Source organism: Halosimplex marinum, from assembly GCF_051414075.1.
GTDB classification, from domain to species: domain Archaea; phylum Halobacteriota; class Halobacteria; order Halobacteriales; family Haloarculaceae; genus Halosimplex; species Halosimplex marinum.
In genome coordinates this window covers 438,012-451,751 of sequence record NZ_JBLKNY010000005.1, presented here as the reverse complement: position 1 = coordinate 451,751, position 13,740 = coordinate 438,012, and the positions used below count along the sequence as shown (strand labels likewise).

Genomic DNA, 13,740 nt, shown 5'->3' with positions numbered 1-13,740 from the left:
ATGGCCGAAACTACCGTACGGAAGGGGATCACCTACGCCGAGCGCGAAGCCGGCGAGATGAAACTCGACCTGTATCTGCCGGACCGTGAGAACCCGCCGCTGGTCGTCTACGTCCACGGTGGCGGCTGGATCGCGGCGACGCGCTCGAACATCCCCGACCCCGAGCGGTACGCCGCCGAGTGGGGCTGTGCGATCGCCAGCGTCAGCTACCGGCTCCAGGAGGCCCCCGACGGGGCGGCCGTCGAGGAGATGTACGACCCGTCGAACCCCACTCCACGGGGTCGCTTCCCCGACCACTTCGTCGACGTGAAAGCCGCGATCCGATGGCTCCGCGCTCACGCCGACGAGTACGGCTACGACGCCGAGCAGATCGCCGCGTGGGGCTCCTCCGCGGGCGGGCATCTCGCCCTCCTCGCAGGTGTCGTCGACGACGTCACCGACCTCGGGGACGCCTTCGCCGACGAGGTCGAGCGGACCGTCGCCCCCGAGGAATCCGGTGCCGTCCAGGCCGTCGTCAGCTGGTACGGCGCCGCGGACTTCGGGATCGTCGCGGACGAGATCGGAGGGGAGGGAAGTGACGAAGGCGACGGGCTCATCCCGCTGTTGCTGGGCGGGTCCCAGTCCGAAGTCCCCGAGCGGTGGGCACAGGCCAGTCCCGTCACGCACGTCACGCCCGAGAGCCCGCCGGCGCTGTTGATGCACGGCCGCGAGGACGAGGTGGTCGACGTGGAACACAGCCACAGGTTTTTCGACGCCCTGGAGGGGGCTGGAGTGGACGCGGTCTTCTACGAGTTGCGCGACCTGAACCACGTCTGGGTCGAGGACGTCGAAGACATCGAGGGCGAGCGCGTGGCGATGGACCTGCTGGCGGCGGACCCGACACACGCCCAGTCGGTCTACGAGGCGACACACGTCGGCGAGGGCGGGTCGCCCGAGCCCCTTCTCGCGGACCTCCCACCGGCGGGTCCCGAGGCTATCCGCCGGTTTCTCGAACGAACCATCGAGTGACGGCGTGTCGGACAGAACACAACGAACTTGAAGGTGGGGCGACACTTACCGGACGATGCGACGCTGGCTCCGCGCGTCCCTGGTCGCGTACGCCGCACTGCTGACCGCGCCAGTGGCGACACTCGCACCGGCGCCGACGTGGCCCTCGTTCGCCGCGGGTGCGATCCTCGGCAGCGCGGCGGGGTTCGCCGCGACCGCGACGCTGGACGGGCCCGAGGAGGTACTGGCGCTCCCGCGGGTCCTCGCAGGGTTCGCGCTCCCGCTGGGGTGGCTCTATCCGGCGTGGACCGGCGCCACCTCTATCCCGACGTTCGTGTTCACGCCGTGGACCGCGGGCGCGGCGGCGGCGCTCGCCTGGGTGGTCGCCGTCGTCGTCGCCGCCGACTGGCGGACCCGCGAGCGGATCGACGGGCTGACCGAACTGGCCGTCTTCGAGGCGCGCAACCCGCCGGAGACGCGCCGTCAGGCCCGGATCGCGGTCGGTGTGATGGCGGTCCTCGTCGTCGCGGCCGTCGTCATCTCGTTCGCACTCGGCGACGGCTCGGGGTTCTCGTACTGGTGGCTTCCGGCGATGCTCCCGATCTGGATCCCGATCCTGGCCGACGCCGACGGCCGCGAGGTCGCGGTCGCCGACGGCGGCCTGCGCGTCGAGCGGCAGATCCACGACTGGGACACCGTCGACGGCTACGAGGTGTCCGACGACGCGCTCACTGTCACTCGCCCGAAGTGGTACCACTCGGACCTCTCGTTCGACCGCGGCGACGTCGAGGACCTCGACGCCGTGACCGCGGCGCTTGACGACGCGCTGTCCCGGCGGTGACTCCCCGTTCGGTTCGGTCCGCCGTCAGGCGTCGGCGACGGCGCCGCGGACGACGGTCGTGACCGCGTCGACCAGCTCGGACACGTCCTCGCTCTCGGCGTAGACGCGGACGTACGGTTCGGTCCCGCTCGGGCGGACGAGCGTCCACGAGCCGTCGGGGCGTTCGAGCCGGACGCCGTACTCGGTGTCGACGCTCGCGTCGGGGAACTCGGCGGGCAGGCGCTCGGAGACCAGCGCCATCGCGCGCTCCTTGTCCTCGTCGGGACACTCGACGCTGACCTTCCGGTAGGGGCGCTCGGTCACCGGGTCGCGCAGTACCGCGAGGCCGGGACCGGCGACGAGGCGGGCGAGCACCGCCGCGCTCGCGACGCCGTCGATCCAGCCGCCGAAGGCGGTGTGGATGTGCTTCCACGGTTCGGCAGCGAAGACGACCTCGGTGTCGTCGTCGCCGGCCGCGCGGGCGGCGTCGATTCCCTCGTGGAGCGCGCCCAGGCGGACGCGCTCGACGCGGCCGCCGGCGGCGCGGACCCGCTCGTCGATGCGGGCGGAGGCGTTGGGCGTCGTGACGACGACGGGGTCGCCCGCGTCGCTGCGGGCCGTGTAGTGCTCGGCGAGGACGGCGACGATCGTGTCCTCGTGGACCACCTCGCCGCTCGCGTCGACGACGACGATGCGGTCGGCGTCGCCGTCGTGGCCGATCCCCAGGTCGATGTCGCTCTCCGCGAGGTACGAGCGCAGGTCCCGCAGGCTCTCGGGCGTGGGTTTGCTCTCGCGGCCGGGGAAGTGCCCGTCGACGTTGGCGTGGACGGCCGTCACGTCGGCGCCCAGCTCGCGGAGGACCTGCGGCGTCGCGACGCCGGCCATCCCGTTGCCGCAGTCGACCGCGACCGAGAGGCCGTCGAGCGGTTCGCCGTGGTCGCGGGCGTACCCGGCGACGGCGTCCCGATACGCGCCCAGTACGTCGGCCCGCTCGCTCGCCCCCCACTCGTCCCAGGGGGCGGGGTCGGGGTCGTCGGCGACGTGGCGCTCGATCCGCGCCTCGGCGGCGTCGCCGTACTCGACCCCGTCGGCGAACAGTTTGAGCCCGTTGTCCGCCGGGGGGTTGTGGCTGGCCGTGACCATCACGCCGCGGCGCTGCTGGGCGGCGTAGGCCAGCGCCGGGGTCGGTACCTGGCCGACCCTGGTCACGTCCGCGCCGGCGCTGAGGAGGCCGGCCTCGACGGCCGCCGCCAGTCCCTCGCCCGTGGTTCGCCCGTCGCGGCCGACGACGAACGAGTCGCCGTCCGCGCCGGCCGCCCGCCCGACCGCCCGCGCCAGCGCGGGGGTCACCCGTGACTGCACGTCGCCGCGGATCCCCGCGGTCCCGAACAGGTCCATACCGGCTCCACGGGAGGGTCCCCATTAACCGTAGTGGCACGCGGTCGGACGCCGGTGAAACAGCCGCCGGACGGACGCGAGGGTCGTGCGCACGAGCGCCGACTCTCGGACCCGAGTCCCGCGGGTGGTCGGCGAAAGAGCGAGAGCGGAGAGAACGGGGCGGCGTTACTCGACGCCGTCGAAGTCCGGGTAGTCCTCGATCTCGACGCCGTCCTCGGTGACCTCGGCGATGTAGACGCCGTTGCCGGAGCCGGTGTCGCGCTCGGCGGCCGCGCGGACGCCGGCGACGGCGGCCGAGCGGGCCTCGTCCATGTCCATGCCGTCCTCGTAGCGGTCCTCCAGGGTGCCGTAGGCGACGGTGAGCCCGGAGCCGGTGACCGTGTAGTCGTCCTCCATGACGCCGCCGGCGGGGTCGATGGAGTAGACGTGGCTCCCCTCGTCGTCGATGCCGCCGAGGATGGGGTTGATGGCGAAGAATGGACCGCCGCGGGCGAAGTTCCCCGCCAGCGTCGAGAGGGCGGTCATGCTCATGTCCTCGCCCTGTCGTGCCTCGTAGAGGTCGACCTCCGCGCGCAGCGAGCGGATGAACGACTGGGCGCCGCCCACGCTCCCGACGAGCGTCAGCGCGGCCGTCGGGTGGATCTGCTCGACCTTCTGGACGCGCTTGTTCGAGACGAACCGCCCGCCCAGCGAGGCGCGCATGTCCGTCGCGACGACGACGCCGTCCTCGGCGGTGATGCCGATGGTGGTCGTCCCGGTCTCGGCGACCTTGCTCTGGTCGCCCTGCGGGGACTCGTCGGGGAACGAGCCGATCTCCGGCTCGGTCGGGTCGGGGATCCCCGCGTCGTGGCGCTGCAGATTCTCCGAGAACTCCGGGCCTGCGGATGGGTCGCGCATGGTTGTTGGGTATCAGTCCTGTGCTGATAAAACCACCTTTTCGATCCCCCGTCCGGCGACGGCGCCGGTCGACGCGTCGCTCGACGGTGAGCGGTTCGACGACAGAAAGGTAGCTACGTCAGTTCGCGCGTTCGGCGTCCATCTCCTCGTAGGTCTCGTTGACGCGGTCGACCGCCCGGTGGACGGGCAGGGTGACCCCCGCCTTCCGCATCACGAGCGCCAGCGGCATGAGCAGAATGCCCGCGAACAGGGTCAACTGGTACACTGCGAACACGGCTGCGCGGTTCAGGGTGGTCGGCATCGTGGTGTGGTCTCCTCTCCGGACGAGGGGACGTATAAGCTTTACCCCCCGGTGGCGGGTATCCGATAATGGATCGTGTAGAACTACCCCGTCGCTGTCTTGCGATTCAACCGTAGTTGTCCCGGAGACAACCAGACCGGTGCTCGGACGGATTTCGGGGTAACGGCCCCGCTGGTGAGCTTGGGAATCGTCATAAGTTATGGCCATGATTCCGGTCACGTGCGCAGCGTGCGGCGGCGGCTCTCGGGGCGGTCGCAGCCGTCGAGCGGGTCGGGGTCCCCGATCCGGCGGGAGCGGACCAAAAACCGGATTACGGAGAAAGGCGGAGCAACGTGTATGAACTACATCGTAGTGATGGAAGCGGCCTGGTTGGTTCACGACGTGGACAACATCGACGACGCCATCGGCGTCGCCATCAGCGAGGCGGGCAAGCGGCTCAACCAGAAGGACATGGACTACGTCGAGGTCGGCGTCGGTTCGACGAACTGTCCCGCCTGCGGCGAGCCGTTCGACTCCGCCTACATCGCCGCCGACACCGCTCTCGTCGGCCTCGTCCTGGAGATGGAGGTGTTCAACGCCGAGAGCGAGGAACACGCCCAGCGCATCGCCAAGAGCGACGTGGGCGGTGCCCTCCGGGACGTGCCGCTCAACGTCATCGACACCATCGAGACCGAGGACGACGAGGAGAACTGACCCTTCTCACTGCGCCGCCAGCCGCGTTCCCGTCTCGGCGCTGACCAGCAGGTCGGCCACCCGCTCGGCCGCCCCGGTCACCTCCGGTTCGCTCTTCAGCAGCACCGTCTCGCTCGGGAAGAGGTGTTCGCCGACTTCGAGCCCGTGCTCGCGGGCGGTCCCGCCGGAGACGGTCAGGTAGACGCCGATGCCCGTCTCGGCGATGGCCGCCTCCTCCTCTTCGTGGCCGTCGGTGGGGTAGGTGAACTCGATCCCGTCGGTGGCCGCGGTGCCGAGGACGCCCTCGACGAGCCGCTCGTAGCGCGGCGAGATACAGAACTCGCCCTCGTAGGCGTCGACCAGTTCCCGCGCGAGGTCGGCGTCGTACTCGGCGGCGAGTTCGGGAGTGACCAGGAGCGAGTGCCAGACGGTGTCGCCGAGGCCGGCGACCAGACGCACGTCGGTGTCCCGCGGGTCGACCCGCTCGTTGACCTCGCCCAGTTCCGCCAGCGGCTCCTCGCGGAGTTCGACGACCTCCTCCAGGAAGAGGTCGGCGCTGTCGAACCCCAGCGGCATCTCGTGTTTCCGGAGCGCGCGGAACGGCTCCTCGCGGCCGACCAGCCGCAGTCGCAGGTCCTCGTCGACCGGCACGACCACGCTGTCGAAGACGATCCGGCGGGGCATCCCCGAGCGGTCGTCGCGGACGAGCGTGTACTCCGGGGCCTGGGGGTCCCCGTCGTCGCTGTAGGCCGCGAGCCGTTCGTACACGTCGCCGGTCGCCGACTGCTCGCCCTTGGTGACTGCCTTCTCGTAGCGCAGGGTCGAGATCACGTCGTCGGCGAGGCCGGCGACGCCCGTCTCGTCCGCGAGTCTGTCGAGGACCGCTTCGAGCGGGCGTCCCTTCCGCGGCACCGCGACGCTGACGGTCGTCATTGCTATCGAGCACGCAAGCGGCGCGTAAAACGAGTCCGATCTCCGCTACGTCGGTCCACCCACCGGTTACCCGGCGTCGTCCGGCGCCACCCGACTCAGGCGCTCACCGGTCCAGTCGGAACCGCTCAGCTGCCGCCGATGACCGAGGAGAGCTGCTCGCGCCACTCCTTGAGCTCCTCGATCTCGTCGTGGATGTCCTCGATGTCCGAGCGCACGTCCTCGACGTCGATGTCGCCGACCTGCTGTTCGAGGTCGTCGAGGTCCCCCTCCACGTCGTCGACGGTGTCCTCGACGGACTCCACGTCCTCCTGGACGGACTCCACGTCGTCGAGCACCTCGTCCATGTCCGACTGGAGCGCGTCCATCGACGACTCGACGGAGGCGACGGTCTCCTCCACCTCCGAGATCGACTCCTCGTGGCCGGAGGCCATCCCGCGGACCTCCTCCAGTTCGGCCTCGAAGGACTCGACCTGCTCGCGGAACTCCTCGATCATCTCGTCGCCGGTGCCGTTCTCGTCGAGGAACTCCTCCAGCGCCGAGGTGTACGCGAGGAGGTCCGACACCTCCGTCTGGAGGTGCTGGATGCGCGCGTCGACGCTGCCCTTGTCGTCCTCCGCGAGGTCGAAGGCCTTGCGCAGTAGCTTCACGTCCTCGGCGTCGACGTTCTGGTTGCGGATCTCCGCGGCGAGCGCGCCGACCAGCGAGTCCACGTCGGCGTCCTCGACGGCGACGCTCCCGTCGCTCTCGCCCGAGGCGCCGCCCTCCCCGCCCGACCCGCCGTCGTCGGGCTCGTTGGGGTCTTTCAGGTTCAGCGTCTCCACGTCCTCGTCGGTCCCGTCGGCCTCCTCGTCGTCTTCGAGCCCGGGCACGTCGCCGTCGCCGGAGATCACGTCGCGCACCACGTCGCTGCTGTCCTCGTCGACGACGCTCCCGTCGTCCTCGTCCAGCGGCGGGTCGACCGACTCGACGGTCGGCGTCGTGAGGAACTGCTCGACGTTGTCGGTCCCGGTCGCCCGGATGCCGTAGACCGTGGTGTAGTCCGCGCCCGCCTCCAGCTCGCGCTCGAAGGTGATCTGGTCCTCGTCGATGGTCCAGTACTCCGAGCCGTACTCCGGGTGAAAGCCCAGGTCCTCGACCGCCACGTCCTCCGGCACCTGGTCGACCAGCGTCACCGTCACCGTCTCCGAACGCGCCGACTGGATCTCGAATGCGATCGCCGGCACGGGGAACTCGTCCTCCTCGAACCGCTTGTCCACCGTCACCCCGTCCGACGAGACGGACACTTTCTCGTACTGCTGTGAGTCGCTCATGTATTCTCCCTCGTTTAGGGACCAACTTAATGATACTTATTGTCCGGATCCTTTCATCTCTACTCAGCGGAACGAAAGCGGGGAATTTCGGGCGAAAACCGATCGCTCGACCGTCGGTCCCGCCGGCGCGGGAAGGGCGGATGCCCGGCCGACGGCGGCGCGTGTAGCGGCCGCCTCAGAGGTCGAAGCGGTCGCCGATCTCGACGATCTTCATGTTCTCCGGATAGTCGAAGCTCGCGGCGTGGTTGTGCAGCACCGTCGGCTCGGTGGTCATGCCCTTCCACATGTCCCAGTGGCTCGGCACGAGCGTGTCGAGCTGGAGTTCGTTGGCGGCCTCGATTATCATGTTCTCGTCGCTGTACCACCGGGTGCGCACGTCCTCGCCGGTCTCCTTGTCCTGGATGTTGCCGACCGCGCCGAACGCCAGCACCCCGATGTCGATGTCGTAGTTCTCGCCGACTTCCTCGAACTCGCCGGGGCGGGCGTCGCCGCCGTGGAAGAACGTGCCCGCCTCGTGCTCGAAGACCAGCGAGACGGGGTGGATAGCGTCCGGATCGTTGGCCGGCTCGACGTGGACCGTCAGCTCGCCGACTTCGACCGTGTCGCCCTCCTCGATCTCCGTTAGCTGGTCGTCGCTCACGCCCCACTCGCCGGTCCAGTCCTCCTCGTCGATCACGTCGTGGCCGGCGTCGGCCGTGTAGTAGTCGGCGCCCGTGTTCGCGAGGATCGGCGCCTGGCTCGGCCCGTGGACGTGGTCGACGTGCTCGTGGGTGCCGAAGACGGCGTCGGCCTCGGCCACGTCCTCGGGCTCGAACGGGACCGGGATCATCCGCACCGTCCGCGGCGGGTCGCCGATCCCGAGATAGGGGTCGACGAAGACCGTCGTGTCGTCGCTGGCCTTGAGGATGAAGCCGTTACAGCCGAGGTACCAGACCGCGAGGGTGTCCGGCGACGCCGATTCGACCGCGCGCGGGAGCCAGTCGCCCCAGTCGCTGTCCACTGTCATACCCGCAACTCCGCGCGACGCCAGCAAAAAGGTGGGTGAAACCGGCCGTTCGCTCGCCGGACCCGCCCGGGAGGGTCGTACGGATTATTGCAAGCGTTTCCCGGGTCGACCGCACGACCGCGTGCGGTCGATCCCGTAATGACTTAATCCGTATCAGTCCTCGCAGCAGCCGCCGGCCTTGCCGCCGAAGTCGACCGTCAGCGGCTCGGAGATGATCTCGTTGAGCTCCTGCAGGCGAAGCTCCAGCTCGCTCTGGACTTCGAGGTACTCCGCCATCTTCGGGTGGTCGTGCAGTTCCTCCTGGGCGTCCTGCAGCGTCCGGAGGTCCTCCTGGGTGGCCTCGTTGGTCTGGCGCGCGAGCATGAACTCCTCGCGGATCTGCTCGAACTCCCGGATCTGCTCCTGGAGGTCCTCGTCGGCCTCGACCTCGGCCTTGGCCTCTCGGTAGCGCTCGTAGACGGGCATCTCCGCGATGCGCTCGCCGAGCTCGCGGGCGAGCGCGTCGACCTCCTCGCCGGCCTCCGCGTTCGCCGCGTCGGTCTCGATGCTCATTCTACCCGCGTTTGGTCCCTCGCGGGTTTCAAGGTGCCGACTCCGGCCGCGACCGCCGGGTCCGCCCGGTCGGGTGGTCACGGGTCGGCAACTCACCGCCCCATGCGGTCGTCGGCGTCCAGCGGCCGGAACCCCAGTCGGCGACGGACGCGGTCGCGGAACGCCGCCGCCGCGGCGACCGGGTAGGCGACCGCGAGCGCGCCCGCCCGTGCCGTGACCGTCGAGGGGAGCGAGACGTCGAGCGACCGGAGGACGGCGAGGCCGGCCAGCCCCGCAGCGCCGCTGGCGACGTACAGCGCGACGACGAAGACGGCCAGTCGCCGGTACGACCAGTCGCCGGCCACGAACGGATAGCTCCCGCCGACCGCGACGACGGCCGCGGCGGTCTGGGGCGGCCGCGCGAACAGCGTCGCGTCCGCGGCGAGCGCGTAGACGACCGTGAACGCCGGCGCGAGCGCGAGGTAGAGCCCGACCGCCGCGAGCAGGAAGTCGACTGTCGCGGACGCCCATGTGCGGAGCGACATACTCGTCCCCGAGTGCGCGAGCGTCAAAGCTCCCGCGACTGCGGGGGTCCGGAACCTCGGGACCCGACCGACGGACCCGCGGACCTACCCGAGCAACAGCGCGTCGAGCGCGAGGTTCGCGACCGCGAACGCGACCCAGAAAGTCAGGAACGCGAGGATGAACGGGCTCAGCCCGTCCCGGGGCTCGCGGTCGGCCTGGCGGGGCGGCCGGCCGTGCCAGCTGTCCGGGGAGCGGTCCTGCATCGCGAAAAAGCGGGTGCGGACGGCGAGACGGACGACCGCGACCGCGGCGCCGGCCGCGACCGCGAACGAGGCGACGGCGACGACCGCCGTGCGGAGGACGGTCAGGAGGGGGACCATCGTCGGTCACCCTACTCGGCGGGCGGCGTTAAATGCGTGGCCGTACTCGCTCCCGGGGCCCGGACCGTCGGGAGCGCGTCACCGGAACCGGCGACGTTCGCACGCTCCCCGAGCCCTTATCCGACGCGGGACCGAAGCGGGGGTATGGTCTCAGAACTCGTCGTCGGCGGGCTGCTCGCGACGCTGGTGTTCGGCTTCCTCCGGTTCCAGGACCGCATCGTCTCGGCGCTGACCCGCGCCCGCGGCGGCGACGAGCGTGTCGTCATCGAGGACCCCTGACGGCGGTTCGACCCTCGCGCTCACCGCCCGTCGAGCCGTGCGACTGCGACGCGCTGACGGGTCCGCCGGGGACCGCGGAGGTTTTACCCCGCGAGCGGATACGAGCCTCCAATGAGCCAGGATTCGCGCGGCGAGGCCGACGCGCCTCGCACCGAGGGCGACCTCAGGGAGACGGGGATGTCGCTGCGCCACGACCGCGAGTGGGACTACGAACTCGATCGCATCGTCGACGCCGTCGAAGAACGGGACGCCGAGACCGTCGGCCTCCAGTTCCCCGAGGGGCTGAAGCGCCGCGGCCCCCGCGTCGCCGACGACCTGCGCGCCGAGCTACCGGACGACGTGACCGTCATGATCTCCGGCCAGCCCTGCTACGGCGCCTGCGACCTGGACACCTACCTCATGCGCCGGACGGACGTGTTCGTCCACTTCGGCCACTCCCCGATGAAGGAGTCGGACAAGATCATCTACGTCCCCCTCTTCTCGAACGTCGACGTCTTCCCGATCATGGAGCGGGCGCTCGACGAGGAACTCTCCCCGGCCGACGAGGACGAAGACGTGGGCCTCGTGACGACCGCCCAGCACATGAACAAGTTCGACGAGATGCGCTCGTGGCTGGAGGAGCGCGGCTACACCGTCCACACCCGCAAGGGCGACGAGCGACTCACCCACGAGGGCCAGGTGCTGGGCTGTAACTACGCCAGCGCGGACGTGGACGCCGACCAGATGCTCTACGTCGGCGGCGGCAAGTTCCACCCGCTCGGCCTCGCGATGGAACACCCCGACAAGAAGGTCATTATTGCCGATCCGGTCAACAACGCCGTCTCGGTCGCGGACACGGAGAAGTTCATGAAACAGCGCTACGGCGCGGTCCACCGCGCGATGGACGCCGAGGAGTGGGGCGTCATCTTCTGCACCAAGATCGGGCAGGGCCGCTGGGACCAGGCCCAGGAGATCGTCGAGAACAACGACGACGCCTACCTCATCACGATGGACGAGGTGACGCCCGACCGGCTGACCAACTTCGGGATGGACGCCTACGTGAACACGGGCTGTCCCCGGATCACGACCGACGACGGCCCGCAGTTCAAGCAGCCGATGCTCACCCCCCAGGAGTACCGCATCGCCGTCGGCGAGGAACCGCTGGAGGCGCTGGAGTTCGACACCTTCCACGGCACCTGGTAGGCGACCGCTTCGGTCGGGGGCGACCGAGACTGTCATCAGTCCTGATAACCGGGCGCAAACTGACTTGAGTGGACGGCTCGTCCGGGTCCCATGGAGCGCGAACACCGCGACGAGGTGGCGGCCTCGGAGTCTCGGGCCGTCTTCGACACCTCTCCGGTACCGACACTGGTCCAGGACGGGGAGACGGCCGAGATCCTGGACGCGAACGAGGCCTGCGAGGGCCTGTTCGGCTACGACGCGTCGACGCTGTGCGGGATGGACGTCTGGGAGTTCAGCCCGTCCGTCCGCGACGCGGAGGCGCGAGCCCGCGAGGTGGTGCGGACCGCGGTGGCCGAGGGCGAGCACGGCTTCGACTGGGAGATCACGCGCCCCGACGGCTCGCGGGCGACGGTCCACGTCGAACTGCGTCGCCACTCGGGGGGCGAACGGCCGCGCGTGCTGGCGTTCGTGACCGACGTGACCGTGGACCGGAAGCGCGAGCAGGCGCTCACCGAGCTGCCCGCCGTGGCCGCGGAGCTGATGGAGGCAGAGACCACCGAGCGGATCGCCGCGGTCACGACCGGCGCCGTCGAGGACACCGTCGACTTCACCTTCGCGGCGGTCCGGCTGCTGGGGGCGAACGGCCTGGAGGTGGCGTCGACGACGACGGCGACCGAGAACTCGCTCGCCGGGGAGCTCCCGACCTACGAGGTCGGAGAGGGGTTCGTCGGAGAGGCCTTCGAGGCGGGCGAACCGCGGGTCGTCGACGACGTCTCGACGGTCTCGGGCGAGGTCGACTACGGCCCGGTCCGGAGCGCGGTCTGTATCCCGCTGGGTCGTCACGGCGTCCTCAGTCTCGGCGGGGAGGCCGTCGGCCAGTTCGACGACTCGGACGTCGAGTTCGCGCGGGTGCTGACGCGGCTGACCGAGTCCGCGCTCGACCAGGTCGACCGGGAGAAGCGCCTCCAGGAGCGGACCGAGCAGCTCGAGACGCTCCTGAACAACGCGCCGCTGATCTTCTACGAACTCGACACGGAGGGGGTCATCGTCGAGTCGCGGGGCCGCGGGCTCCGACGCTTGGACCTCGAACCCGGCCAGGCGGTGGGCGAAAACTTCCTCGAGATGTACGCCGAGCTGCCGGCCGTACAGCGGGTCGCCGAGCGGGCGCTCGACGGCGAGCGCGTGAGCGAGACGGTCCGCGTCGACGGGCAGTGGTTCGACAACACCTTCCAGCCGGTCTTCGACGACGGGGGCGACCTCGAACGGGTCGTCGGCGTCGCGTTCGACGTGACCGAGCAAAAGCGGATCGAGGAGCAGTTCGCCGCGCTCAGCGAGTCCGCGATCGAGCTCTCGGAGAGCGACTCCGCCGAGGCGGCCGTCGACGGGGCGCTCGAAGTCGCCGAGACCGTCCTGGAGGAGCCCGTCGTCGCCTACTGGGAGGCCGACGACGACCCCGACAGGCTAATCGCCTCGGCCGTCTCCGACTCCGCGGCGGCGATGAACGAGGGGTCGGTCGGCAACCTCGTCCACGAGCCGGGCGACCCGGTCTACGCCGCCTTCGAGGCGGGCGAAACGGTCGTCGAGAACGACGTCGACGCGGCGGCGACGGCCTCGGCGGCGCCGCTCCGGTCGCTGATCCTCGCGCCGGTCGGCGACCACGGGTTGCTCACGGTCGGGGACCCCGATCCCGGGGCGTTCGACGAGCGCAACCGATACCTGGTCGCGCTCCTCTCGGGGATTCTCCGGTCGACGCTCGACAGACACCGATACGAGTCGGAGCTCGTGGAGAACCAGCGCGAGCTGGAACGCTCGAACGAGAGCCTCCAGCAGTTCGCGTACGTCGCCTCCCACGACCTCCAGGAGCCGCTGCGGATGGTGTCGAGCTACGTCTCGCTGCTCGAAGAGGAGTACGGCGACAGCTTCGACGAGGACGGCGAACTGTACATGGAGTACGCCGTCGACGGCGCGACCCGGATGCAGGCGATGATCGACGCGCTCCTGCAGTACTCCCGGGTCACGACACAGGGCGACGAACTGACGGAGGTCGACACCGGGGCCGTCTTCGAGGAGACGGTCCGGAGCCTGGAGCTGCTCGTCGAGGAGCGCGACGCGACCGTCGACTGGGGCGACCTGCCGGCGGTCACCGCCGACCGCGAGCAGCTCGGACAGCTGTTCCAGAACCTCGTCGAGAACGCGCTCCACTACGGCGGCGACGAACCGACCGTGACGGTCGGGGCCGAACGCGAGGACGACCGCGTCCACTTCACCGTCGCCGACGACGGCCCGGGTATCGAGGGCGACCAGCACGACCGCATCTTCGAGATCTTCAAGCAGAACGCCAGCCGCTCGGGGAGCACCGGGATCGGGCTGGCGATGTGCAGACGCATCGTCAACCGCCACGGCGGCGAGATCTGGGTCGATTCAGAACCGGGGGACGGCGCGACGTTCCACTTCACAATGCCGGCGACAGCGGAGACGGAGGTCAACGCATGAACCGACACGACACGACGGCGACCGACCGAGGGCGAACGGACGACGGA

General features: G+C 70.0%; 15 protein-coding genes. 6 read left to right on the top strand and 9 right to left on the bottom strand.

The window, feature by feature from the left end; translation table 11 throughout:
• Both ACMGFI_RS15680 and ACMGFI_RS15675 read left to right on the top strand, forming a co-directional pair.
• Positions 1-1,008: an alpha/beta hydrolase fold domain-containing protein gene (locus ACMGFI_RS15680; RefSeq protein WP_436910766.1), complete on the top strand. Its 1,008-nt coding sequence runs from the start codon at positions 1-3 to the stop codon at positions 1,006-1,008.
• A gap of 55 nt (positions 1,009-1,063) precedes the next feature.
• Positions 1,064-1,828, top strand: coding sequence for a DUF5673 domain-containing protein (locus tag ACMGFI_RS15675; protein ID WP_436910765.1), 765 nt, complete (start codon positions 1,064-1,066; stop codon positions 1,826-1,828).
• A 24-nt stretch (positions 1,829-1,852) separates the two neighbouring features.
• Here ACMGFI_RS15675 and ACMGFI_RS15670 read toward each other — a convergent pair whose 3' ends face one another.
• From ACMGFI_RS15670 to ACMGFI_RS15660, 3 genes are all read right to left on the bottom strand, one after another.
• Positions 1,853-3,205, bottom strand: a complete 1,353-nt coding sequence (locus ACMGFI_RS15670; protein ID WP_436910764.1) for a phosphohexomutase domain-containing protein — start codon at positions 3,203-3,205, stop codon at positions 1,853-1,855.
• Positions 3,206-3,370: 165 nt separating this feature from the next.
• Positions 3,371-4,102, bottom strand: a complete 732-nt coding sequence (gene psmB, locus ACMGFI_RS15665) for an archaeal proteasome endopeptidase complex subunit beta (RefSeq protein WP_436910763.1) — start codon at positions 4,100-4,102, stop codon at positions 3,371-3,373.
• Between the two features lie 118 nt (positions 4,103-4,220).
• A complete protein-coding gene (locus ACMGFI_RS15660) occupies positions 4,221-4,403 on the bottom strand; it encodes a hypothetical protein (RefSeq protein ID WP_436910762.1) in 183 nt (60 codons plus the stop codon).
• 336 nt (positions 4,404-4,739) lie between these two features.
• Here ACMGFI_RS15660 and ACMGFI_RS15655 point away from each other — a divergent pair, with 336 nt between their 5' ends.
• Positions 4,740-5,096 carry a DUF555 domain-containing protein gene (locus ACMGFI_RS15655; RefSeq protein ID WP_436910761.1) on the top strand — a complete coding sequence of 119 codons (357 nt, stop codon included), beginning with the start codon at positions 4,740-4,742 and terminating at the stop codon, positions 5,094-5,096.
• Positions 5,097-5,102: 6 nt separating this feature from the next.
• Here ACMGFI_RS15655 and ACMGFI_RS15650 read toward each other — a convergent pair whose 3' ends face one another.
• The 6 genes from ACMGFI_RS15650 to ACMGFI_RS15625 form a co-directional block, all read right to left on the bottom strand.
• Positions 5,103-6,008, bottom strand: coding sequence for a phosphoribosyltransferase HisG-related protein (locus ACMGFI_RS15650; protein WP_436910760.1), 906 nt, complete (start codon positions 6,006-6,008; stop codon positions 5,103-5,105).
• 125 nt (positions 6,009-6,133) lie between these two features.
• Complete coding sequence (locus tag ACMGFI_RS15645) at positions 6,134-7,318, bottom strand: hypothetical protein (protein ID WP_436910759.1); 1,185 nt, start codon at positions 7,316-7,318, stop codon at positions 6,134-6,136.
• Positions 7,319-7,493: 175 nt separating this feature from the next.
• The gene (locus ACMGFI_RS15640) at positions 7,494-8,324 is read right to left on the bottom strand and encodes an MBL fold metallo-hydrolase (RefSeq protein WP_436910758.1); all 831 of its coding nucleotides are present in this window, start codon (positions 8,322-8,324) and stop codon (positions 7,494-7,496) included.
• 153 nt (positions 8,325-8,477) lie between these two features.
• On the bottom strand, positions 8,478-8,876 hold the full coding sequence (locus tag ACMGFI_RS15635) for a YlbF/YmcA family competence regulator (RefSeq protein ID WP_436910757.1): 399 nt from the start codon (positions 8,874-8,876) through the stop codon (positions 8,478-8,480).
• A 92-nt stretch (positions 8,877-8,968) separates the two neighbouring features.
• Positions 8,969-9,400: a hypothetical protein gene (locus ACMGFI_RS15630; RefSeq protein ID WP_436910756.1), complete on the bottom strand. Its 432-nt coding sequence runs from the start codon at positions 9,398-9,400 to the stop codon at positions 8,969-8,971.
• Between the two features lie 84 nt (positions 9,401-9,484).
• Complete coding sequence (locus ACMGFI_RS15625; RefSeq protein ID WP_436910755.1) at positions 9,485-9,760, bottom strand: hypothetical protein; 276 nt, start codon at positions 9,758-9,760, stop codon at positions 9,485-9,487.
• 144 nt (positions 9,761-9,904) lie between these two features.
• Here ACMGFI_RS15625 and ACMGFI_RS15620 point away from each other — a divergent pair, with 144 nt between their 5' ends.
• The 3 genes from ACMGFI_RS15620 (at position 9,905) to ACMGFI_RS15610 (ending at position 13,693) form a co-directional block, all read left to right on the top strand.
• Complete coding sequence (locus ACMGFI_RS15620) at positions 9,905-10,039, top strand: hypothetical protein (protein ID WP_269750335.1); 135 nt, start codon at positions 9,905-9,907, stop codon at positions 10,037-10,039.
• A gap of 111 nt (positions 10,040-10,150) precedes the next feature.
• Positions 10,151-11,221: a diphthamide biosynthesis enzyme Dph2 gene (gene dph2 / locus ACMGFI_RS15615; protein ID WP_436910754.1), complete on the top strand. Its 1,071-nt coding sequence runs from the start codon at positions 10,151-10,153 to the stop codon at positions 11,219-11,221.
• A gap of 90 nt (positions 11,222-11,311) precedes the next feature.
• The gene (locus tag ACMGFI_RS15610) at positions 11,312-13,693 is read left to right on the top strand and encodes an ATP-binding protein (protein ID WP_436910753.1); all 2,382 of its coding nucleotides are present in this window, start codon (positions 11,312-11,314) and stop codon (positions 13,691-13,693) included.
• Positions 13,694-13,740 lie beyond the last annotated feature (47 nt).